This is a genomic window from Dehalobacter sp. (genome assembly GCF_030063005.1).
GTDB classification, from domain to species: Bacteria; Bacillota; Desulfitobacteriia; order Desulfitobacteriales; family Syntrophobotulaceae; genus Dehalobacter; species Dehalobacter restrictus.
Window position 1 is genome coordinate 1 of record NZ_JAPDHR010000055.1, and the last position, 23136, is coordinate 23136.

Sequence of the window (23136 nt, forward strand, 5' to 3'; positions counted from 1 at the left end):
ATTACCTGCGCTGAAGTTTTTTCTCTATTTAATTGTATCAAAAAAGAGCTGGAATTACTTCTTTCTTCGTAATTCCAGCTCTTTTGCTTTTGAGGTTCAGGTACCACTTTTTCAGTGGCCTCGTTTTATCCCCTCTTTATCTAAAATCTAAAATTACGGGAGATTCTTGAACCGTGAGCACTGAAAAGAAAGTGTGCAATTACGATTTTCTTATGAAAAAATTGATGCGCTCTGTGCCGCGCCGTTATCGCAAAAATACAATTGCCCGATTTTGTTAAACATCAAAGAGAATTTGCTCAGTAGTACAAAAAAGGAAATTCAAAGACTTGAGGCCAAGAATGCTGTAATTATCGGTGGTACGGGAGCCATCTCGGAAAACGTTGAAAAAGAGCTTAAAGCTATAGGTCTAAGCTGTACGCGTATATCAGGTGAAGACCGGTTTGATACTTCCGTAAAAATTGCAGAGAAGCTCGATTTCAATGGTGAGGTTTGCGTAGCAACAGGACTCAATTTTCCAGATGCTATTTCAATTTCTTCGATCGCAACCCAAAAAGGCATGCCCGTGCTCTTAACCATGACGTACAAATGTCCTCAAAGCGTAAAAGACTACATCAAAAATAAAAACATCACTGCCGCTTATATTGTCGGTAGCGATGATGTTGTCAGCGACGGGGTAGCCGGCAATTTCCCCCATGTCAAACGATTGCAGGGGAATGATCGCTATGATACCAATATGGCGGTAATCAGCAATTTTGCCAAAGAGCTCAAGTTAAGTACCGTTTATGTTGCTACCGGTTCAAATTATCCGGATGCTTTAGCTGCTTCCGCACTGGCCGCTAAAACTCATTCTCCTGTTTTTCTGGTTAATGATACTGCCGTGGACAAGACGAAAGAATACTTGCTGCAAAACCAAATTCTCCCGAACGTTGTTGCCATAGGTCAGACAGATGTTGTATCCGATGGCGTAGTTAAGGAGCTGCTGCAAAATACGGGTAATACCAACGGGAATTTGCAGCTTAACAAACCAGGAATTGATGAGAATTATACAGTGATATTCTAACCTATTAGTCACTTTATATTAAATTAAAGCTTCTTTTGACTAAATTCACAAGTTGAATCTAACAAAAGAAGCTTATTTTATAATCGTCAGCATATTAATTATCAATTTAATCCAGGTCCAGATTCCTTACCTGTTTAAGCCAATTATTTCATTTACCGAAGAATTTGTAAGCGCATACAAATTCTTCAAATTTAGAAATTTTTTGTATCGAAGATACATTGAAAGGCTTGACAATATATCATACGGGGAAAGGGAAAAAAGTAATGCCTTACGAGTATTTGTTGATTCAAATATCCTGGTATCTGCTGTGTTAAGACAGGGCTAGGAGAGTATTTCGTAAGAAAAGACTCTTTCAGAGGTCCTAGTCGTATACTAAAGGTAAAGAAAGCAAGCAACTAATTTAGGTTGTAAATACAAAAAGCAATCAAAACAGATTGCTTTAAATTTTAATGCTGTTATAATAACACTAGAGGTGGTTCTATGCTCTACACTGCTGTGATTGCCGATCTGGTAAACTCGAAAAAGCTTCCCAAAAGTGACCGTGAACAGATTCAACGATATATGAAGATGTGCCTGAATGTCCTGAACAGCATCTTTCAAAGATCGCAGGAATTTGCCGTCATCTTCAGCGCAGGTGACGAAGTACAAGGACTGTTCAAAACACCGACAGCCGCATTACTCTATGTTCGTCTTTTAAAAATGCTGCTGGCTCCTCTACCGATTCGCTGCGGATTTGGGGTAGGGGACTGGGATGTCCGGATTCCGGACGGGACTTCAACGGAACAGGACGGACCAGCTTACCATCTGGCCAGGGAGGCAATTTTAAGAATCCCGGAACGCAGCGGCTATGACTTATTATTCAACGCCAAGCACGAAAACGATCTGGTCATTAATGCCTTGCTCAAAACATCCGATCTGCTCGTCAGGAAACAGAGTCTGTATCAAAACAACGTCTTATTGCTGACCGAAGTCATTCAGCCGCTGTTTGACCAAAAGGCAATGGATCTGCCTGCATTCAAGCGGCTGCCAGGTCTTGTTTCGGAAAGGTACCGCCAGAGCTATTATCAAAAAACACGAATCAAAGCGGCTTCAATCGATGACGTATCCTGGATTAACAGCGAGCATATTGAACCTTTCGCCATTTTTGCTTCGGAGTCACTTCAAAATAAATTGACCCTGAAAGAGGTCTATAAAAAAGGATTATCAGGAAAAATATCAAATATTACCAATACATCCAGACAGAATGTTGACAACGTGATCAAATCTGCCAACATTCCAGAGATTCGTGAAATTGATATTGTTACCCTGCTGATGATCCATCGAACCTTTGAGAGGTGAGTTATGAATTTTTTGCTGCCGATAATTGCCCATCTGCTTGGAGACTTCATTCTGCAAAGCACGGCAATGGCTACCAAAAAACGTGACCAGATCAAGTACTTTCTCTGGCATTGTCTGATCTATGCCGTCCTTCTGATTCTGGCTCTAATCTGGTTTGGACCTGTTAATAACATGATATTTGCAGTGCTGATCATCGTTCTAAGCCACCTGTCTATCGATTATTCCAGAACCCGTCTGCTTCAATATTATGCAGCCAAACAGCCGGACTTGGCAAAAACAGATTTTTTCCTGTTTGTTGCCGACCAGTTTTTACATATCCTGATTATCCTGGCCTGCGGCTTTTATCTTACAGAAACAAGCGGACTCGGAGAAAGTGTCTTAGGCAGGATTTCGGTGGATTTAACGGGGCCGGAATTATACAACGGTGCCGTGCTCATCTTGTTGTATATCTTGTGCCTGTCGCCTGCCGCTATTTTTATCAAAAAGATCCTGATCTTATTTCATTTTCAGAATCAGGAGGATACCAACGAGTTAATTAAAAGCGGGTATCTGATCGGCGTGCTGGAACGGCTTATTACACTGACACTGTGGCTGAACGGGCAGCTCGGGGCCATTGGCTTTGTGCTCGCAGCAAAAAGTTTAGCGCGTTTCAGTCAGCTAAACGACCGGGACTTCGCCGAAAAATATCTTGTCGGCACGCTGTTGAGCATTGTGATCGCACTCGGCTGTATTACACTCGGTAACGCATTACTGATCATCAGGTGAGCCATCAAACTAATTGAATACGTTGAAAATCAGTACAATAGATATATAAGAAATAATTGTTTAAAAGTTCTTAAAAGGATGCTGCATGATTAATAAAAACGAAATCGTCAAAAAATATGCCCAGGATGAAGAAAGCAGGCTACTGCTTGCCCGGGTCCTTGACAAGCTTGAAGAATCCGAGAAAAAGAATATTCCGACCTTTACAAGGTTCTGCAATCAGCAGCAGCGGTCTTTGGCCGAAAATATGCTTATTACGGACGGAAGATCCCGGCACTTTTTCTGGGGAGGCTATGAAGGGGCTGAGCGTACCGTATTGGTCTTTTTTCCGGACTACTTGGAGCCCGAACAGGTCATTCAGGATGATGAATATTGCCCATTAGCTTTTATCCGGGCGGAATATCCTGCAGACAGCGGCCTGTCGCATCGGGATTTCCTAGGCAGTTTGATGGGGGCAGGAATCAAACGGGAAACGGTCGGTGACATTCTGGTCACAGAAAAAAGCTGTGATCTGATTGTCCTGAAAGAAATCCTGCCGTTCCTGATAAACAATCTGGAATCAGTTGGCCGTGTCAAAATAAAAACAGCAATCATCTCTGCGGGATTGCTGCAAATACCGGAAGAAAAAGTTCTTCTGCTGAAAGACACCGTAGCCTCATTACGGCTGGACAGTGTGGTCGCGGCAGGTTTTAACTTAAGCCGTACCAAAGCGGGGGAATATGTTGAATCCGGGAAGGTCATGCTAAATTCGCTGGAATGTGACAAAACAGATAAGACAGTTGCGGAAGGGGATACGCTATCTCTGCGCGGCTTCGGAAAAATCAAGCTTCAGGAAGTAGGCGGACTTTCTAAAAAAGGCCGCCAGTCCATCGTGATTAAAAAGTATGTCTAGTACAACGCTCTTGAAATAAATACCCAAATTTATTCTCGTGCCAATCGTTCTGCTTCGGCCTTCGCTGCCCGAAAGCAGTCTTTGATTTCTTCAGCGGCCAAGGCGGAGCCTTCCTTTTGCTTCCTGAAATATTGCATCAATACTTTGCCGATTGCATAGCAGCTAATAAACACAAGCGAGGCTGTTCCCGGCGTGCTGCTTGAGTCTGCGTCCAAGCCAACCCTGGTCAATCCTTCCAGACCATATTTGGCAGTAAGCGCAAGGCCGGCCTGCCCGGAAAGTTCGCGGAAAAGACGTTGGGCGTCCTCGGGAGCCAGCGTTTGACCGGATTCCTCCGCCAGGCGCAGCGTCAGATATACCTCTGTGATTTGAAGCAGGATGGTATCCTTGTGTTCAGCGGCCGAGGCGGCTGTGCCGGCTGTCAGGACAATCAGCCGGTGCATTCTGTCCCTGGTTTTATTTTGAGGGAGCTTATTTACGGCTTCCTCAATTTTATTTAGGTATTCTTCCGGCGTAATGGTTTCCGAACCACTGCAGACCGGACAGGATTCAGCATCATGAACATGAACGGCATGGCCGGTCTTCTGGGAATGGTCATGGCCACAGTTGCAGGATTGCTGATGCTGAGTGGAGTGATTGTGCCGATTAGGTTGATGATGCGAATGTTTTTTCGGATGGTTCGCAGGCATATGATGTCCTTTCTGTCCATAAAGGATAAGCTAGCAGACTGATTTGTGTTTTGTCTTAATATAACACAATCTGCGATTTTTTTTAAATACTTTTACTGATAAACGAATAAGCCACAAGGTCAGAAAAAATGAGAATGTCAGATATTATTCGATCCGGACATTCTCAATAAATGAATAAATATATTTCAGCCGACGAAATGAACATGATTCATATAACCACTAAATCACCCGTTTTGCCCCGAGATAGACAGATTTCCAATAGGTTCCGAAACTATAAACAGCAACACCTTTGGAGCTTGAAGCATTGATAAACTGGTTATTGCCAATGTAAATCCCCTCATGATCAACGACACCGTTTTTGGCAATTGAAAAGAAAACGATATCTCCCGGTTGTAAATTAGCGAAACTGACCGCTTTGCCAACCAGGTACTGGTCCCTGGAAATACGCGGCAGGGTAATGCCGTTTTGCGCAAAAACATATTGAACAAATCCGGAACAATCAAATCCAGTCGATGGGGAAGTACCTCCGTATTTGTAGGGGACACCAATGTATTTCTGGGCCGTCGCAACAATCGCGCTGGCTTTGACGCCCTGCGCTTTATTCGTATAGGCGGTGTTTATGGCTGAAGCCGTGATCGGCCCAACAATTCCGTCAGCCGATAAATTCTTGGCTTTCTGAAAAGCGATGACACCGGCTTGTGTTTTGAGTCCGAAAATTCCGTCCACTGTGCCGACGCTGTAACCCAGACAGTTAAGTTTGGTTTGTAGTTCTACGACATCCGACCCCGTCGAGCCTGTCTTCAGAAGTGTATCGCCGAGGGCAGCAGACGTTACCTGAGCTAAGCCGAGAATCAGGATTGCAGAAAGAAGCAGCGTAACAACCATTTTTTTCGTCATTGAAATCCTCCACGCGTCAAATTTTTTCATCTGGAATTCTGTACCGGTCTCGTTCGCTTCTTACCAGTATTTTAACAATTCATTGGAAAAAAGGCATGTCCAAAATTCTGGAAATATTTATAACGTGGGAAAAGGATGATAATTTGTCTTCAAGATGATATATTAGGTGTGATTCATTAAATGAATGTTTTCATTAAACGGATACACACACCTCGGATACCACACCTCTAATTTGCCGTAAGGGGAAATAGCATGAGAGAAAAGCAAAGCTACTGGAATATCCATCCTTCAGATCAAATATTTGCAACCAAATGGGAGCCGGATACGCTCCCCGCCAAAGCAATCATCTTGATTATCCACGGGATATCGGAGCATTCCGGCAGATATGCGCCGTTTGCCAGGGAGTTGACGGAGGCAGGGTACATTGTTTATGCCTACGACCAGAGAGGCCATGGCAAAACAACTGAAACCGCAGGCATGGAAGGATTTGCGGGTCAAGACGGCTGGAACCTTATGGTACATGATGTCTATGATTCTGTTGCTCTGATCAAAAAAGAAAATCCCGGACTGCCGTTGTTCATTTTTGGTCATAGTATGGGAAGCTTTATTCTTCAGCATTATATGCATCTCTATGGAGATGAGCAGGGAGTACAGGGGTTTATTTTATCCGGCCCGGGCGGAGACACGACGTTTATGCTGTATTTTGGCCGTTTTTTATGTCGGATGATAGCTCTGGTCAAAGGAAAGCTTTACAAAAGCAAATTCATTCACGAGCTGACTTTTAAAAACTTCAATGCCCGGTGCGCAGAAAACAGGACGGAATTTGACTGGCTTACCACCAATCTGCTTGTTGTCGATGAATATATTCAGGATAGTTACTGCGGGGGAACCTGTACTTTAGCGTTCTATCATGATTTTTTTGCCGGAATTTTGCAAGTACAAAAGAAGTCTAACATCAGGAAGATCCCGAAAGACATTCCGATTCTGATCCTCTCCGGCCAAATGGATCCTGTCGGCCACTACGGAGAAATTATCACAGCTCTGCGTCTGCGTTACCAACAAGCTGGAATCCGTGATGTTACTGTAAAGCAATATGAAAACTGCAGACATGAACTGCACAATGAAACGGACCGTTCTCAAGTTCTTCAGGATATAATTCAGTGGCTAAGTTCCAAGATTGGTAAGAATAACATAGCGCATAGATAGACGGATAGACGGATAGATAGATTGATTGACAGATAGGTAGACCGATAGCATAGATATAGAAATGAGGAGGGAAAGATGATGAAAAGGATCCAATTTGCTTTGGTTGCTTTCCTGATTGGCACAATGTTTGTTTTGCCCATTAATTCTCCTATTGCCTCGGCCGAAACTCAGAAGAGTATGACGATTTTGTTTACACATGACATGCATGATCATCTCCTGCCGGTCAAAGACGAACAAAACGGTGTGATAAATCAGTCAGGCGGATTTGCCAGACTCCAGAGCGCCATTGCTGCCGAGAAAGAGGGTGACCCGGATGCATTGCTCCTCGATGCCGGAGATTATTCCATGGGAACGCCATTTCAGACGATTTTTCGGACAGACTCCCCGGAGCTTCGCGTTATGGGGCAGATGGGGTATGATGTTGTAACCCCGGGTAATCACGAATATGACTACAGGGCTTCCGGACTGGCCGACAGCCTTCAGGCAGCTGTTGCTGCGCGGAAAAACGGGGAGATTTCGCCCCGGATCGTTCAGGCCAATATTGCCTTTCCGGCCAAGGAGGACGGCAGCTTAACGCCTTCGCTGGCAGCTCTGCAACAGGCTTATCAGGATTATGGGATCACCGAATACACCGTCGTTGAAAAGAATGGGGTAAAGATCGGTGTTTTTGGCCTGATTGGAAACGATGCGGCATCCAACGCACCGAAAGCCGAAGTGGAATTCACGGATCAAGTCGCGAACGCCGAACGGATCGTTTCGATCCTGAAAGACCAGGAAAAGGTTGATTTAATTGTCTGCTTATCCCATTCCGGGACCTGGGAAAAGGCATCCGAATCTGAAGACCAGATCCTGGCAAAAAAAGTTCCCGATATTGATGTGATTATCAGTGGCCATACCCACACCAAACTTGAAGAACCGATCATCAAAGGCAAGACACTTATTTGTTCCGCCGGAGACAGCTGCAAGTACCTCGGTGTTTTGCAAATTTCTCAAAAATCCGGTTCTTCAGACTGGGGACTTGTCGCTTACCGTCTGCCGGCAATCGATGAAAGACTGCCTGAGGATCCACGGATTGCCGGTATTGTAAGTCAGTTCAAACAACAGGTTCAGGACAAATTCTTTGCTCCGTTTCAGTTAAATTATGATCAAGTATTGGCAGAATCCCCCTATAACTTCCGGAAGGTCAACGACATATTGAATACGCATCAGGAAGATCCATTGGCCAACCTGATTTCTGATGCCTACGTTTATGCTGTGAAAAAGGCGGAAGGTTCCGGCTATGTTCCGGTGGATGTCGCAGTTGTACCTGCCGGGACGATCAGAGGTACCTTTTTTAAGGGCGCGATCACGGCAGCCGACGCCTTCAGCGTAAGCTCCCTCGGGATCGGTCCGGATAATATTCCGGGGTATCCGCTGGTTTCTGTCTATTTAACCGGCCAGGAATTAAAGACTCTATGCGAAGTAGATGCCTCGATCTCGCCGATGATGGCTGAAGCCCAATTGTTCATGTCAGGTATTGATTTCACGTATAATCCGAACCGGATGATATTCAATAAGGTCACTGACGCCGTGTTGCAGAAGCCGGAAGGCTCTATTGAAGAGATTGACGATACCAAATTATACAGGGTGGTTGCCGGTCTGTATTCTGCTCAGATGCTTTCGATCGTCGGCGATAAATCTTACGGTCTATTATCGATTGTGCCGAAAACAGAAGAAGGTATACCGGTTACAGATTTTGAAGCCCAGATCGTCAAAGACACAGCCGGAAATAATGCCGAAGTCAAAGAATGGCAGGCCCTCGCCTTATATCTTCAGTCCTTTGCTAAAGTCGGCGGAGTTCCAACGATCTCCGATGATTACGGCATGATACTTGGAAGAAAAGTGGTAGACAACGGCCATCATCCAATATCCCTGCTCGCCAATCCGAACAAAATAACCCTGACGGTCTATACCGTTGTTCTTGTTGTTATGACGCTGATTATTTTTGCGATTTACAGGATCGTTACCCGTCGCAGACGCTTGGCCCGAATCAACCAGAAATCTGTCTGAAAGCAGTTTTTCTGTATGAAAACATGCAGAATCTTAGCCGGAAAGATTTCTGGCTTTTATTTTTTATTTTTTTATCGAGCGAAAAAGTAAGTTGCAATTGTAAGCAGGAATTTGCCGGGGTCCCCAAGAACTAACATAACACCATACTTGGGAAATCGTATTGGCAGCAAACATTCTGCTTGCTGTGATGTTTACATGGCTGGTAAGCGACGATCGATTGATGTTTTGGTGTCATCAGGGTGAGGTGTAAAAAATGGCAATTACCATCCGTTTTGTGCATTGTGCCGGATTTCAATTTGACAGCCGTTCTTGGGAAGGACCGGCTTGCTGGATAGCAATGCGCAATCAGGACTTATGGCATACCTTCGAAGCCGTCTTGACGCTTTGTCAAAAAGAAAAAGTGGATTTTCTGTTTGTGACAGGGGATTTATTCGACCAAGAGAATGCGCGTAAAGAAACGGTCGAACGTGTCTACAGGTCGTTCTCTGGCTTGAAGGACACCCGTGTCTTTATCACCCCTGGGGATCAGGATCCTTTGGTCATCTCTTCGGCCTACCGTTTTGCTGAATGGCCCGGTAATGTTCATATCTTTGCGGGGGGCGTCAGTCATATTGAAATTCCGGCCAAAGGAACTGTCATCTATGGCTCGGGATGGACGAATTACCGTCAGGAGCTGATTGATCTGGGGATGATTCAGCCGGTCTTACACAACGCACCTATTCAGGTGATGCTGCTCCATGCAGAGATAGCGTCCCCAAAAAATACGGATAGGTTTATTCCTCTGGAGCCAGAGGCGATTACAGCAAGTGGTTTAACCTATCTGGCGTTAGGGCATCAGCAGAAATTCAGTGGGCTGCATCAGATTGGTGATACTTTCTGGGCAGATTGCGGATCCCCTGAAGCCAGGAGCTTTCAGGACAGCGGGCCGCATGGCGTGCTTTTTGGAGAAACAGACGGGAAATTGACACAGGTTGATTTTGTGGAACTTGGCGGACGGAACTACATTGAAAAGTTCTGGCCGCAGGCGGCTGAACCAAAAGAGATTGCTAGCGGGCTTTTGGCAGATACAACGAAAGAAGAACGGCAAAGAGATTTGTTCCGGATTGTTCTGTCTGGGCCATATCCGGATCCGGAAAGTACAGTCCAGACTTTGCATCAGCTTCTCTCCGAAGACTTCAGCTACTTTGAGGTTTACCATACATCCCAGTCTGGTCCGGCTCTTTGCGCCGATGTCAATGTTATAAGTATAAGACGCCAAACCAGCGGCTTCCCGGATTTAACCGAAGTATTCGGAAGAGAGATCCAAAAACGCCTTTCTTCAGAAAACCGGCCTGAAGAACAGCGGCGTTGGGAATTGGTCCAGAAAATTGGATTGGCTGCAATCAGTCAGGGACGGGAAGATTATGAGGATTGATAAGATCGGGCTGCAGGGGCATCCGCTGCTCGGGGATACGGAGTGGTCCTTGCCCGGGGATTTTACGGTGCTGTATTTGGAGGAACCCGAACTGGCAAAAGCTTTGTGTCAATTACTGCAGGAATACTATGACGACCGGGTGTCGGCAGTACCGTCAGACAAGCGGAAGAGACAAGGGTTAGCAGAAATCCTGCTTTCCGGAGAACAAACAGATTTGAATATGACTTTTGAGGCAATCCGGCAGGGCGGCTTTATTGTCTGGCCGGATACCAATAAGCATGGTTTGTACCGAAGGGTCTCCAATCTCCAGCAGGTCGGAAATGAAGAGCTTTCCCTGGAACGGGTACATGACGCCCTGGCCAGAGCAAAGGAACGCGTCGAAGAACAGGCGGATGGAATGGCTCAGGTTAAAGCCGAGTATGATGCGTTAAGAAGAGATTGGGAAGAAGCAAGCCACCGGCAGGAGGAACAGCGCTTTCTGCAAATCGAAATTAAGAACCTGCAGGCTGAACAGCATCTTATGACGGAGAAAATTGCTGAGATGGAAAGAATTCAGCAGCGGCTTGTTATCCTGAGAGAGAACCTTGATTACCGTGAATTGCGCCGTCTGCAGGGTGAACTTGCCAGCCTCGAAGAACTGCGCAGGGATACCGGGATTCGATTGGCGGCCGTTGTTCAGGATAAACAGGTTGACTGGGACATGATTGAAGGTTTGCGGGAAGAGTGTTATGCCTGGGCCTTGATTCAAAAAGAGGCGGAACAGGGTGAAGCTTTGATCACCCGGCAGACTCAGGCCATCAACGAGCTTCAGGATTCACTAAGATCATCCGGCTATCGGCAACTGCCGGAAAATGAGGAGCAGCACTTACGCAGCGCTGAAGAAGAGCTTCGTGCCGCGCAGAAGGAACTTGAAAGCTTTGCCGGTTTGGCTGATACCGTGAAGGAACTGGAAGGGTCCCTTTATGAAGAAAAAGCCAAACTCAAAAAATATGCGCTGATTGCCGGTATGACTGACAAAGACCAACGTTCACTTGCCCGATCATACACACGCTTGAAAAAATGGCAGGACTCTGTACTCGGACGTATGATTGACCGGAGGGTTATCCGGCGGTCAGGGGCAGTCAGCATCGAAGACAGATTGGCTTCGCGTCTGACAAAGCTTCTGCAAAAATATCAAGCTGCAGACTATCAAGAATTCACGCGGCAGATCGAAGCGTACCAGAATCAGAAACAGGCCGCAGACCGGCTCCAGGCGGATTATAACCTGGTCAGGAAACAGGTTAAAAGGGAAAAAGAACTGCGCAGAATCATTTTGTCCCGCAGTCAGCGGCTGCAACAAGCTTTTGCGATGGTTAAGGCTTCCGATTTTTCGTCCTGGAAAAGCGGTTGGGACGAGTACTGGCAGAAAAACAGCCATGGTGCGGAAATGCTTCAGACGCTGCAGGTACAGACAGGGCAACAGCAGGAAACAGAACAGAAATTGCAGGAATATGCGTCACAGCTGCGGGAAAAATTACAGAACAGAATCTCGGCTGATGCCAATATTGACGAGGTCCTTGAGGCCGTGCTGCTGATTGCACGTGAACTGCGGATCAAAGAAGAAACTGAAAAAGAATATGATTTACTGAAAGAACAGTATGATATCGCCTTAAATAAGCGGAATCTGGATCAACTATCCAGAACTTTAGAACCCCTTGCCGAACTGGAACGTGAAGCATGTCTGCCAGAAGCAGAAAGGCTGGCCGCCCTGGCGGCTTCCCGCCAGGCGCTTTCGGAGAGAAACAGCCGGCTTCAGAAGATCCGTAAAGACCTTCAGGATAGTCAGGCTGTGAAAATTGACCATGACCTGGAGAAAAAACTTGGGAGCGTAAAACAGCAATGGCAGGCCTATCAGGAATTACAGCATACCCTTGATGATACGGCGGAACTGCTTGAAGCCTCGCTGCAAAAGTGGCAGGCCGAGAATGGCATTGTTTTAAAGATTAAAGCGCAGCGGTTTTTGAGGCGGGCATTTTCGTTGAACCTGTCGGATAAAAAAGAAATGATGATGGCCGAAGCCTATTCGTATTATTTTGCTTACCGTCTGGCCCTTGCTGAAGCCGCTCTTGAGGACAGCAGCATTGAGATTCCTTTGTTCTTTCTGGCCGGATCAATGAACGGAACCGAGGGATTTTGGAAGAAAGCACTGGCTTATCTGCAGGAACTGTCACACTCGCGTCAGGTTATTTTCTGTACGGCGGATGCCAGACTGCGGAAAATGGCTGACGAGCTCTGAAGCAAAGCCTGATCTTCTTACCAGTAACTTGTTAACTCTAAAATGCATGTAATTAGCAATATCAAACATCGAGGCGAATAACAGGGAGGCAGCTTGAATAAATTAGCGGATCTAGTAGATAAACCAAAAAATATTCAGGAGAAACCGTCAGAGATTGCTGCGTTATTATTGGCCTGGTATGACCAAAATAAAAGGGAGCTGCCCTGGAGAAGAACGAACGACCCCTACGCGGTCTGGTTATCGGAAATCATGCTTCAGCAAACACGGGTCGATACGGTTATAGATTATTACCTGAGGTTCCTGGAGCGGTTTCCGGATATTGGCAGTCTGGCTGACGCGGACGAGGGGGACGTTTTAGCCATATGGAAAGGTCTTGGTTATTACCGTCGGGCCAGGAACCTTCATCAGGCTGCCATCGTGGTACATGACAGGTACAGTGGGAATTTTCCGCGCACTTATCCGGAAATCCGCGCTTTGCCAGGAATCGGTGACTATACGGCTGGGGCTATTGCAAGTATTGCTTACAATCTGCCTTATCCGGCTGTTGACGGGAATGTACTGCGGGTCGCAACCCGTCTTCTGGGACTTGAAGCTGACATTAGCCAGCAAAAAACGCAAAAGCAAATTGCTGAAATGATTAGAGAAATGATTCCCAAAGATAGGGCGGGGGAATTTACCCAGGCACTGATGGAACTTGGCGCAATGTGCTGTACACCCAATACTCCCGGTTGCCGGGACTGTCCCTGGCGTACCGTCTGTACTGCCCATCGTACGCACAGGGAGACTGTCCTGCCGGTTAAGAAGAAAGCAAAAAAAGCGGCCCGCTTCGATTACTGGACGGCGCTTGTCTGTAACGACGGGGATATTCTAATGGAGTACCGCAGCAATACACAGCTGCTCGGCAACATGTGGGGACTGCCGCTCGTCCAAAAGGAATCTGCTTCTTCTGCGGAAGAACTGTTCCGTCGCGACTGGGAGTTAGATCTCCGATTTATTAAATACTTGGGCAGCGTTCGGCATGTTTTCACACATCAGGTCTGGCAAATGGATGTCATTTTGTTCTCGCTCAAGCCGGACTCGGAGGTAAAATCAGGGCTTGCCTGGATTTCCCGGGAGAAACTGAAGGACCTGCCGATTCCAAAAGCATTTCAAAAAGTACTTCAGCTTATGATATAATAATAAATTGTATAACTTTCGTAAAATTTCAGCTTAAACTATTGGAGAGAGAAAAGTGGAACTACAAGGCGTCTATAATCAACTGGGGATTTTGTTCTTAACGATTTTACTGGGTTATGTCCTGGCCAAAGTGAAGATTATTCCACCGGCAGCGACTCAGGTTTTTTCTAAATTTGTCCTGACAATTGCACTTCCGGCCTTGATCCTGTCCGGGATGAGAGTATCTTTTACTACGGAGAGGCTGCATACGGCACTTTTTGTTTTCTTGCTTACGATACCCTGCTACGGTCTTGCCTTTCTCGTCGGGAAACTGACAGCGAAGATCCTGACCAAAGATCTGACCAGAGAAGCCATCTTTAATTTTGGAATTGTTTTTGCAAATACAGGCTTTTTAGGTTTTCCGATATTTCAGGCGCTCTATGGCAAAGAAGCAATATTTTATGCTGCGATCTACAATATTATGTTTAACTTGTTGTTGTATACGCTTGGCATTAAAATCATGAATGCGAATAAAACCGAACATCCTACAAGGCTAAACCTGAAAAAAATTATTAATCCGGGCGTGGGTGCGAGTATCATCGGGTTCATTTTATTTATCACCGCTGTTCCGCTGCCCGAATTTATGACCGGCACGATCGATGCGATTGGAAATACCTGTGTTCCTCTGTCAATGCTGACCATCGGGGCGACATTAAGTGAACTGCCGCTTCAACGGATGTTCAGTGATATCGGTATTTATATCCTGTCGGTCGTCAGATTGCTTGTGATGCCGTTATTAACCCTGGTTTTGGTCAAATATATCTTTCAGATTGATCAGATGTGGCTAATTGCCATCCCGGTCATCATGGCCGGCATGCCTATTGCAACCAATACGGTTTTAATGGCGATTGAATACAAAAATGATGCACGTCTGGCATCACAGACGGTGCTGATTTCAACCTTGCTTAGCTGTTTATCAATTCCATTGCTGATACTTGTGCTGTCTCATTTTTAACAGCATCCCTTTTACAATGTATAGAATATCCATAATATGGATAAAATGATCCTATAACATGTGAGGGAGGATCGGTATGGGCGACAAAAATCCAAAGAATATTATGAAACAAAAAAAGAAAAAAACAGAAAAGAAACCCGAAACACTTTATCCGGAAAATAATCTGTAAAACTTGTAACGATAAAACTCAATATTTCTGCATTGTGTTTTTTAGCAATACCAGAGTCTCCAAATCAATGTTTGGACTTTGGTATTTTTTTGTCCGGACTCATCCGTGGCATATTATTCGCAAATTTTTGCGGGTACATTCGTTGTGGTTCTATCCAACATCATGTAAAATGGTATTTATCAGAAAAACGCATTGACATGATTTTCAAACTGTTTCATGAGGTGATTGGATGGAAGACTTTCAGGAAAAGCGGAAGTATTTCCGTGTCGATTTGATCCATGATATTCCAGCCACAGCGAAGATTTCCTCGATTAACAACCGGAAGGTCGAAGTGGAGAAAACATTTCCGATTGCAATCCTGGATTTGAGCACAGGTGGGATATATGCTTTTTTCCCAGTGGATATTCCAGTCAATATTGTCATTATCGATATCATGTTTACGTTTGAAAATGAAGAATTTTCATTTAATGCGCTGATTATTCGCAAGACCCCCAAAGATGACGGCTTTGAATACGGGATGAAATTCCTTTTTCATTCCCAGAAAGATGAAAGCCGGATCACCCGATGTCTGAATCAATATAAAATCAAGCACACCCGCTTTATGAAGATTCAGCTTGATTTACGCAAACAGAAATACATCGGATGCTTTGTCAAGGGCTTGGAGCTGATCGAAGAACCGGCTTATCTGATTACCAGCCGCCGGATCGTTGTCGCCACAAATAAGGCAGCGCAGGACAGCGGTGTCAAACTTGGCGAGCGCTGTTATTCCACGGTCGCCAAACGGCATCATGCCTGCCCATTCTGCCTGCTGGAAGATGCCAAAAAAGCGGATCATCTTCTCGAGACAAATGCCGTTGTGCAGGAACAAAGGTGTAAGGCCCGCTGGCTGTACCTCGAGGATCATTACATGATCCACTATTTCACGCGAAAGGAAGGCTTGAAAGATGAATGAAAAGGTGAGGGATATTGCCGAGAGAATTAAAGGCTTAAGATTACTTACCGGTTGGGCCGAAGAAGAGGCTGCGCGTAAAATCGGACTACCTGTTCAAGAATATCTGAAGTATGAAAAAGGAGAAGATGATATTCCGATCAGTATTCTCTATGAAATTGCCGATTGTTATCAGGTCGATTTAACGGATGTTCTTACCGGTGTCTCGCCCAAACTGCATGATGTCTGCTTCATCAAAAAGGGTAAGGGTCTCAAAGTTGAACGGTATGACCAGTATGATTTTCAGAGTCTGGCTTATCAGTACGTTAACAGAAAAATTGAACCGCTGCTGGTGACCCTGGATGCAGAAAATAGTCCTGAACTTGTTTCCCATCACGGACAGGAATTTAACTTCTGTCTGGAAGGCAAGATGAAAGTCATCATCGGCAGTATGGAATATGTGCTGGACCCGGGAGACTCTCTGTATTTTAATTCCTTGATTCCACATAAAATGCTAGCCCTCGAAAAAAGATCAGCAAAATTTTTAACCGTCATACTTTTATAAAGGATGTGAACAGATGAACCTCGCTTCAAGATATATCGGGAAAACCGATTTTGATTCTTATGAAGATTTTTGTGCGAATTATCAAGTGAAAGTACCTGACAATTTCAATTTTGCGTATGATATCGTCGATGAATATGCCCGTCTGGAACCAGAGCGTCCAGCGCTGGTCTGGTGCGACGACCACGATAATGAACGGATATTTACCTTTGCCGATCTGAAAAAATACTCGGATAAAACGGCGAACATGTTAAGCGAAGCCGGGATCCGAAAAGGCGACAAAGTCATGCTGATCCTGAGAAGGCGTTATGAAGTGTACATAGCGATTCTGGCTCTGGCCAAAATCGGCGCGATCTATATTCCTTCTTCCAATCAGCTTACGCAGAAGGATATTATTTATCGAAATAATGCCGCATCGATTAAAGCGATCATCGCCTATCATGATCCGGTAATTCTCGACCATGTCGAAGCTTCCAGGGAAGAATCATCAACGCTCCAGACGCTGTTTCTGGTCGGTGCTAAGCGTCCCGGCTGGGTTGATTTTGACAGCAGCATGGAGGCTGCTTCCGAAAACTGGGTCCGGCCGACAGGTGCTGACGCGACAACGAATGACGATACAATGATCATCTATTTCACGTCAGGGACCACGAGCATGCCAAAAATGGCCATTCAGAGCTTCACCTATCCGCTTGGTCATATTGTGACGGCTAAATACTGGCAGCGCGTCGTGGACGGCGGGCTGCACCTGACGGTTTCCGATTCCGGCTGGGCTAAATTCGGCTGGGGGAAAATTTACGGCCAGTGGATTTGCGGTGCGGTGCAGTTTGTCTATGATATGGATAAGTTTATCCCGGAAAAGCTTTTGGAAATGATGCAAAAATATAAGCTGTCCACGTTTTGCGCACCTCCGACAATTTATCGTTTTCTGCTTGAACACAATCTCGAAAAATATAATCTGTCCTCGATTGTTCACTGCTCCACAGCCGGAGAACCTTTAAATCCGGATGTCTTTAACCGTTTTAAAAGCATTACCGGCTTAAGCATCTTAAATGGATTTGGCCAGAGCGAGACAACCGTGCTGGTTGCCAACTTTGAATGGCTGGATATCTATCCGGGAGCAATGGGCAAACCGAACCCGGCTTACAAGATCGATGTGGTCGATGAAAACGGAGCTCCATGCCCTCCGGGAGTCGAAGGAGAACTGGTCATCCGCGAGGCTGATTCCAATAAACCTGCCGGATTGTTCTGTGGGTACTACATGGATGAAACTGCTACCCATAAAGTGTGGTATGACGATACATACCACACAGGGGATATGGCCTACTGGGATGAACACGGCTTTTTATGGTTTGTTGGCCGCAATGATGATGTCATCAAGGCGTCCGGCTATAGGATCAGTCCTTTTGAAGTTGAAAGTGCACTAATTGAGCATCCCGCAGTCGTGGAGTGTGCTGTGACCGGCGCGCCGGATGCTGTTAGGGGAACGGTCGTCAAAGCGACTGTTGTGCTGGCCAAAGGCTATACGGCTTCTGAATTGTTAAAAAAAGAGATCCAAAACTATGTCAAAAAGGTGACGGCTCCGTATAAATACCCGAGAATTCTCGAATTTGTCGACGAACTGCCGAAGACGATCGGCGGCAAGATCAAACGCGCCCAGATCCGGCGTGAAGACACGGAAAAGTTTCAAGATAAAGAATAACTTTAACGTATACCCATCAATCATTGAATATTGTCTGATGCACCCCACAATCATCGTGGGGTGATTTTATGCCTTGAAAAGTAGTTGGATTTTCATGTAAAATGAACCATAAATAATCATCATGACAAAAGTAGATTTGAAAGTAATGATGATATATGTTGTTGCTAAAGAAAGGATAAACTGATGTTTCCGAGCGATTTAAAATATAGAATGCCTGCGGAATGGGCCAGACACGAACGTACCTTTATTTCCTGGCCGGTCGGGGCATCAATGTGTCATCCGGAAAATTACGAGGCTGTTTGCGAGGGTTATACCGACATTATTCGAGCTATCGGGGAATTTGAACCCGTCACCGTATTGGTAAACCCCAAAGAACGATTGCTGCTCGAAGGCCGCTTTCGGAACAGGCAGATCGAGCTCCTGCCGTTGGCGCATAATGATGCCTGGCTTCGGGATAACGGGCCGACGTTTATCGTCAATGATCAGGGAGATATAGCCGGCATCAACTGGCACTTCAATGCCTGGGGCGGCAAATATCCGGACTGGGATCTGGACAACCAGGTCGCACCGCAAATATTGAAGCACCTCGGCCTGAAACCGTTTGATGCGCCGCTGATTATGGAAGGCGGCTCGTTGCACGTGGATGGAGAAGGTACACTCTTGACAACGGCCGAATGCCTGCTCAATCCGAACCGCAACCCTGATCTTTCCCGGGAGCAGATTACGGAACTATTGAAGAAATATTTGAGTATCCACAAAGTCATCTGGCTGGGAAAAGGCTTATGTGGAGATGAAACAGACGGACATGTCGACAATATCGCCTGTTTTGCTTCGCCTGGCAAAATCCTGATTCAGGTCTGTGATGACCCTTGCGATCCGAATTATGCGATTACCCGGGAAAACCTTGCGGTGTTAAGCCGAGAAACGGATGCCAGAGGAAGAACCTTTGAAATCATCCCAATACAGCAGCCTCCCGCCGTATTTGCCGACGGTAAACGCCTGACGCTGAGTTATCTGAACTTTTACTTTGTCAACGGCGGAATTATTTTACCTGTATTTGGCGGCCAGGCTGCCGAAACAGATGCCCTGGCTATTCGGACCCTGAGCGGGATCTTTCCAGAAAGACGGATCCGCACCATTAATGGAATGGCAATTATTGGGGAAGGCGGCAATGTTCACTGTACAACCCAGCAGATGCCTGCTGTAAACCATTGAAGGTCAGTGTATGAATTGCCCGACAATATATACCAAAATCTGAAATAAAAATATAAACAAAGAGGAGAACGTAGCAGATACATCTGTTATATGTTGCGCTCTTCTGCGTTGTGGTTTTTTTCTGCATCATGTAAAATAGAAAATGCATACAAATTAACAAAATAGTAGAAACACCTGTAAGATCAGGTTCAGAACACACCGAAATCAGGCATTGGGAAGGAATATTAACGATGAGAAACGTCAAAGTGGCAGCAACCCAGATGCGCTGCACCAGTAACGTTGAAGAAAATATTGCGGGGGCGGAGACACTGGTCAGGGAGGCAGCAGCCCGGGGCGCGCAGATCATCCTATTGCAGGAGTTGTTCGAAACCCCGTATTTTTGTCAGAAAGAAAAATCGGATTTTTACCTTTATGCAGCAGAGCTAGAAGATAATCAAGCAGTCAGACATTTCCGGAAAATTGCCAGAGAGCTGGAGATCGTCCTGCCGATCAGTTTTTATGAGAAGAAAAACTACGCGCGCTATAATACGATTGCCGTGATTGATGCCGATGGTGAGATCCTCGGCAAATACAGAAAGAGTCATATCCCCGACGGGCCGGGCTATGAGGAAAAATTCTATTTTAACCCCGGTGATACAGGCTTTAAAGTCTGGCAAACGCGCTACGCCAAGATTGGAGTCGGCGTCTGTTGGGATCAATGGTACCCGGAAGCTGCCCGCTGCATGACCCTGATGGGGGCGGAGATCCTGTTATATCCGACAGCCATCGGTTCAGAACCGATGGATCAGGCGATCGATTCCAAAGACCATTGGCAGGCCTGCATGCTCGGCCATGCTGCCGCGAACCTGATCCCTGTGGTCGCATCCAACCGGATTGGTGTCGAGGAAGAGGATGATTCCAAAATCACCTTCTATGGTTCTTCTTTCATTGCCGGACCGCAGGGTAATAAGATAGCGGAGGCTGGACGAAACGAAGAAGCGGTTCTAATCGCGGAATTTGATCTGGACCAGCTCGAGGTTCAGCGGCTGGAGTGGGGGATCTTTAGAGACCGCCGGCCTGATCTATATGGAAGGATTTCTTCCTACGACGGGGAACTTTATTTATCAAAATAATCCATTATCTAACACGAATTTGTAGTTCTTAAATCTCGAGTATCTTATTAACCTTTATAAGGTGAGAGGAGGCTCTATATGAACAAAAGCGGCTTATTTTGGGGAATCATTCTAATCCTTACAGGAGGCTTGCTGCTTATAGATAATCTTGGCAACTGGCAAATCTTCAGTATGGAATTTCTTTGGCCGGTATTGATCCTTATTCTCGGGCTTGCTTTTGAATTCAACTATTTCAGTAAGAAAGAAAGCCCCGGATTGCTAGTTCCCGGTGGTATCCTTACCGTTATTGGTCTGTTGTTCATCTTTGAGACTTTTACACACTGGCAATTTTCCGGATATACCTGGCCGGTCTATCCGCTGGCTGTTGCAGTCGGTCTATTTCAACTCTATTTATTTTCCGGACGCCCGCGCGGTCTGCTGGTGCCTGTTTTTATTCTAACCGCTCTAGCGTGCATATCCTTTACTGGGATGTTTGTAACGTCAATTCAGCGCTATATAGATCTAGGCCTGGTGGTCCCGATCCTGCTGATTCTGGCAGGTCTGATCCTGATCATCCAAAGGAAAAAAACATGAACTAAATTTGGAAACCATGTAAGAAGAATCTGATCTGGATGATAATATCTATTGCATAATATTAATCAATAAATGTATGAATAGTCAGACTCTGAATATTCATACATTTATTGATTATTCATACATTTATTGACAGATTTCGTGTATTTTACTATAATTGAGTTAAAATCATATGATCCATTGGCAAACCTGTTGAAAAGCAGGGACGCAAAGCTACGAGTCTAAGTGCTGAAGCATATTGACAGTCGGGTTGCACACAGAAGATGAAAACCGCGGCTGCTTTGGCCGCGATTTTTTTTTCTGAGGAGGGGATTTAATATGACAGCGGATTCCATCGTTGCAGCCAGTATTTCAATTACCCTGGTCTTGTTGATATCTTACGGATTTTTATATTTTTCCGAGAAGAAACATTATTTCTTAGCATGGAGTCTTTCTGTCTTGATGCTCATGATAACCTATCTTTCCAGAACTGCATTGCTGGAAACCGACAGCCCGTCCGTGGTGCTTCAGATTATCAACTATGCCTCTTCGATCGCAGGGTACTGGCTGATATTCAAGGGTACGCTGTTGTTTTTTAGCAGAAGCTACCCGGTGTTTTGGGATATCGGCACGGGCTTTCTGATCGTTGCTTTTATATGTATTGCTGTTCAGGGAATCTCGGCAACCGCTCTTTTACTTCTATCTGTTGTCTGGATCATTGCATTATTATCCAAAGCTGCTATGACATGCTTAAAAGCAAAAACACCACAAGGCCCGATCCGAATAATACTTGGCTATACCTATATTTTTTGGGCCTTGTCGATTTTACTTTATCCGTTGTGCAAATTAATTAACGTTATTTCACCGTCTGTAGGTTATTTAGTTGCCGGTGTTGTTGGTCTGCTTGCTTATCTTAATATGCAGGCCCTGTATTTTCAAAGCATCCGGGAGGAGCTCGAAAGCAAAGAAGCAAATATCAGAAAACTTGTCATTTATGATAAATTAACGGGGGCCTACAGCCGTACCTATTTTGAAAATGTGCTGGAAGATTTCCTTGATAAAACCCTCATGCCTGCAACATTGGCCATGGGGGATTTTAATGGTCTGAAACTGATCAACGACACCTTTGGTCATGAAAAAGGGGATGAATTGCTTGCTGACGGGATCAGAATCATGCAAGAGACGATCGGCACTGAGAATGTGATTATCCGATGGGGCGGGGACGAATTTATCATTATCATGCCTGGTGTGCCGCTTGATCAGGCCGGCGTGTTTTTAAACAATATTAAAAATAATTTAAAAATCTCCCGCCCGCAAACGGTACCAATAGATATCTCGTTTGGCCTGACGGTTTATGAGAACAGGGAACAACCCCTGGCAAAAATGATCAGCCAGGCTGAGGAAAAAATGTATAGCAACAAATTAAATGAAAGCAAGAAATCCCGCCTTGCCATCATCGAGTTCCTGGAAAAACTGCTCTGGGAAAAAGATTATCAGACGGAAGCCCATGTCATGAGGCTGAAAAGTCTGGTCAGTAAATTCGGCAGTCAGATCGGCCTGTCCCCAAGAGAGATCGTCGAATTGGTCCAAGTTGCAATGCTGCATGATATCGGCAAGATCGGTGTTCCGGGGGAAATCTTAAAAAAACAAGGTGACTTGACCCCGGAAGAATGGAGCATTATGAAAAAACATTCCGAAATCGGCTATCGGATCACGCAGTCGTCCAGGGAATTAGCGCATGTCTCAGAAGCCGTTCTCGGTCATCATGAATGGTGGAATGGAAAAGGTTACCCGCAGGGGCTGAAAGAAGATGAAATCCCGCTGTTCTCGAGGATAGTTTCTATTGTTGATTCCTACGATGTGATCACGCATGAAAGGCCCTATAAACGGGCCATGGACCCCTATAGTGCACTTGTTGAAATCAATAAGTGCGCCGGCAAACAATTTGATCCGTATCTGGTTACTGTTTTTAACAAGATTATGCAGGAAGACCTTGTTGTGAATGATAGGTAACTGTAATTAACTCAACTTTCCCACCATTAAATAATGGTTAAAGCCATGATTTTTCTGACACATCAGGTTGCAAACAACAATCGTTCTTTGAAAGACCGTGGAATAGTGCTAAGAAAAGTATCCATAATCATATT

General features: G+C 45.4%; 19 protein-coding genes and 1 riboswitch. Of the genes, 17 read left to right on the top strand and 2 right to left on the bottom strand.

Going from position 1 to position 23136, the window contains the following annotated elements; translation table 11 throughout:
• Positions 1 to 193: 193 nt before the first annotated feature.
• From OKX56_RS13570 to OKX56_RS13585, 4 genes are all read left to right on the top strand, one after another.
• Positions 194 to 1060, top strand: a complete 867-nt coding sequence (locus OKX56_RS13570; protein ID WP_019226721.1) for a cell wall-binding repeat-containing protein — start codon at positions 194 to 196, stop codon at positions 1058 to 1060.
• Positions 1061 to 1540: 480 nt separating this feature from the next.
• A complete protein-coding gene (locus OKX56_RS13575) occupies positions 1541 to 2398 on the top strand; it encodes a SatD family protein (protein WP_019226723.1) in 858 nt (285 codons plus the stop codon).
• Positions 2399 to 2401: 3 nt separating this feature from the next.
• On the top strand, positions 2402 to 3163 hold the full coding sequence (locus OKX56_RS13580; RefSeq protein WP_019226724.1) for a DUF3307 domain-containing protein: 762 nt from the start codon (positions 2402 to 2404) through the stop codon (positions 3161 to 3163).
• A gap of 85 nt (positions 3164 to 3248) precedes the next feature.
• Complete coding sequence (locus tag OKX56_RS13585; RefSeq protein ID WP_019226725.1) at positions 3249 to 4052, top strand: YlmH family RNA-binding protein; 804 nt, start codon at positions 3249 to 3251, stop codon at positions 4050 to 4052.
• 29 nt (positions 4053 to 4081) lie between these two features.
• Here OKX56_RS13585 and OKX56_RS13590 read toward each other — a convergent pair whose 3' ends face one another.
• Together OKX56_RS13590 and OKX56_RS13595 are read right to left on the bottom strand one after the other, a co-directional pair.
• Complete coding sequence (locus tag OKX56_RS13590) at positions 4082 to 4741, bottom strand: hypothetical protein (RefSeq protein WP_019226726.1); 660 nt, start codon at positions 4739 to 4741, stop codon at positions 4082 to 4084.
• A gap of 219 nt (positions 4742 to 4960) precedes the next feature.
• Entirely contained in the window at positions 4961 to 5638 is a 678-nt protein-coding gene (locus OKX56_RS13595) for a C40 family peptidase (RefSeq protein WP_019226727.1), read from the bottom strand.
• A gap of 252 nt (positions 5639 to 5890) precedes the next feature.
• Here OKX56_RS13595 and OKX56_RS13600 point away from each other — a divergent pair, with 252 nt between their 5' ends.
• From OKX56_RS13600 to OKX56_RS13660, 13 genes are all read left to right on the top strand, one after another.
• Positions 5891 to 6844: an alpha/beta hydrolase gene (locus OKX56_RS13600; protein ID WP_019226728.1), complete on the top strand. Its 954-nt coding sequence runs from the start codon at positions 5891 to 5893 to the stop codon at positions 6842 to 6844.
• Positions 6845 to 6919: 75 nt separating this feature from the next.
• Positions 6920 to 8893: a bifunctional metallophosphatase/5'-nucleotidase gene (locus tag OKX56_RS13605; protein WP_026071894.1), complete on the top strand. Its 1974-nt coding sequence runs from the start codon at positions 6920 to 6922 to the stop codon at positions 8891 to 8893.
• A 253-nt stretch (positions 8894 to 9146) separates the two neighbouring features.
• Positions 9147 to 10307: a metallophosphoesterase family protein gene (locus OKX56_RS13610; protein WP_019226730.1), complete on the top strand. Its 1161-nt coding sequence runs from the start codon at positions 9147 to 9149 to the stop codon at positions 10305 to 10307.
• Positions 10297 to 12582 carry a coiled-coil domain-containing protein gene (locus tag OKX56_RS13615; RefSeq protein WP_019226731.1) on the top strand — a complete coding sequence of 762 codons (2286 nt, stop codon included), beginning with the start codon at positions 10297 to 10299 and terminating at the stop codon, positions 12580 to 12582. The genes OKX56_RS13610 and OKX56_RS13615 overlap by 11 nt, the downstream gene beginning before the upstream one ends.
• Positions 12583 to 12675: 93 nt before the next feature.
• Positions 12676 to 13758, top strand: coding sequence for an A/G-specific adenine glycosylase (gene mutY / locus OKX56_RS13620; RefSeq protein WP_019226732.1), 1083 nt, complete (start codon positions 12676 to 12678; stop codon positions 13756 to 13758).
• A 55-nt stretch (positions 13759 to 13813) separates the two neighbouring features.
• Positions 13814 to 14752 (top strand): AEC family transporter, encoded by a 939-nt coding sequence (locus tag OKX56_RS13625; protein ID WP_019226733.1) that lies wholly within the window; start codon positions 13814 to 13816, stop codon positions 14750 to 14752.
• Between the two features lie 398 nt (positions 14753 to 15150).
• Positions 15151 to 15873: a PilZ domain-containing protein gene (locus OKX56_RS13630; protein ID WP_019226735.1), complete on the top strand. Its 723-nt coding sequence runs from the start codon at positions 15151 to 15153 to the stop codon at positions 15871 to 15873.
• A complete protein-coding gene (locus OKX56_RS13635) occupies positions 15866 to 16414 on the top strand; it encodes a helix-turn-helix domain-containing protein (RefSeq protein WP_019226736.1) in 549 nt (182 codons plus the stop codon). The genes OKX56_RS13630 and OKX56_RS13635 overlap by 8 nt, the downstream gene beginning before the upstream one ends.
• 13 nt (positions 16415 to 16427) lie before the next feature.
• Complete coding sequence (locus OKX56_RS13640) at positions 16428 to 18110, top strand: AMP-binding protein (protein ID WP_019226737.1); 1683 nt, start codon at positions 16428 to 16430, stop codon at positions 18108 to 18110.
• A gap of 183 nt (positions 18111 to 18293) precedes the next feature.
• Positions 18294 to 19325: an agmatine deiminase family protein gene (locus OKX56_RS13645; protein WP_019226738.1), complete on the top strand. Its 1032-nt coding sequence runs from the start codon at positions 18294 to 18296 to the stop codon at positions 19323 to 19325.
• Positions 19326 to 19555: 230 nt separating this feature from the next.
• Positions 19556 to 20437, top strand: coding sequence for an N-carbamoylputrescine amidase (gene aguB / locus OKX56_RS13650; RefSeq protein ID WP_019226739.1), 882 nt, complete (start codon positions 19556 to 19558; stop codon positions 20435 to 20437).
• Positions 20438 to 20515: 78 nt separating this feature from the next.
• A complete protein-coding gene (locus OKX56_RS13655; protein WP_019226740.1) occupies positions 20516 to 21010 on the top strand; it encodes a LiaF transmembrane domain-containing protein in 495 nt (164 codons plus the stop codon).
• 172 nt (positions 21011 to 21182) lie between these two features.
• A riboswitch (cyclic di-GMP riboswitch) is annotated at positions 21183 to 21268 on the top strand.
• A 60-nt stretch (positions 21269 to 21328) separates the two neighbouring features.
• Positions 21329 to 23002 carry a diguanylate cyclase gene (locus tag OKX56_RS13660; protein ID WP_019226741.1) on the top strand — a complete coding sequence of 558 codons (1674 nt, stop codon included), beginning with the start codon at positions 21329 to 21331 and terminating at the stop codon, positions 23000 to 23002.
• Positions 23003 to 23136 lie beyond the last annotated feature (134 nt).

Coding starts and splice junctions, on each gene's coding strand:
- OKX56_RS13600 (WP_019226728.1), top strand. CDS start 5,891: ATGAGAGAAAAGCAAAGCTACTGGAATATCCATCCTTCAGATCAAATA.
- OKX56_RS13660 (WP_019226741.1), top strand. CDS start 21,329: ATGACAGCGGATTCCATCGTTGCAGCCAGTATTTCAATTACCCTGGTC.
- OKX56_RS13655 (WP_019226740.1), top strand. CDS start 20,516: ATGAACAAAAGCGGCTTATTTTGGGGAATCATTCTAATCCTTACAGGA.
- OKX56_RS13580 (WP_019226724.1), top strand. CDS start 2,402: ATGAATTTTTTGCTGCCGATAATTGCCCATCTGCTTGGAGACTTCATT.
- OKX56_RS13575 (WP_019226723.1), top strand. CDS start 1,541: ATGCTCTACACTGCTGTGATTGCCGATCTGGTAAACTCGAAAAAGCTT.
- OKX56_RS13605 (WP_026071894.1), top strand. CDS start 6,920: ATGATGAAAAGGATCCAATTTGCTTTGGTTGCTTTCCTGATTGGCACA.
- OKX56_RS13635 (WP_019226736.1), top strand. CDS start 15,866: ATGAATGAAAAGGTGAGGGATATTGCCGAGAGAATTAAAGGCTTAAGA.
- OKX56_RS13590 (WP_019226726.1), bottom strand. CDS start 4,741: ATGCCTGCGAACCATCCGAAAAAACATTCGCATCATCAACCTAATCGG.
- OKX56_RS13585 (WP_019226725.1), top strand. CDS start 3,249: ATGATTAATAAAAACGAAATCGTCAAAAAATATGCCCAGGATGAAGAA.
- OKX56_RS13595 (WP_019226727.1), bottom strand. CDS start 5,638: ATGACGAAAAAAATGGTTGTTACGCTGCTTCTTTCTGCAATCCTGATT.
- OKX56_RS13640 (WP_019226737.1), top strand. CDS start 16,428: ATGAACCTCGCTTCAAGATATATCGGGAAAACCGATTTTGATTCTTAT.
- aguB (WP_019226739.1), top strand. CDS start 19,556: ATGAGAAACGTCAAAGTGGCAGCAACCCAGATGCGCTGCACCAGTAAC.
- OKX56_RS13610 (WP_019226730.1), top strand. CDS start 9,147: ATGGCAATTACCATCCGTTTTGTGCATTGTGCCGGATTTCAATTTGAC.
- OKX56_RS13630 (WP_019226735.1), top strand. CDS start 15,151: ATGGAAGACTTTCAGGAAAAGCGGAAGTATTTCCGTGTCGATTTGATC.
- OKX56_RS13645 (WP_019226738.1), top strand. CDS start 18,294: ATGTTTCCGAGCGATTTAAAATATAGAATGCCTGCGGAATGGGCCAGA.
- OKX56_RS13615 (WP_019226731.1), top strand. CDS start 10,297: ATGAGGATTGATAAGATCGGGCTGCAGGGGCATCCGCTGCTCGGGGAT.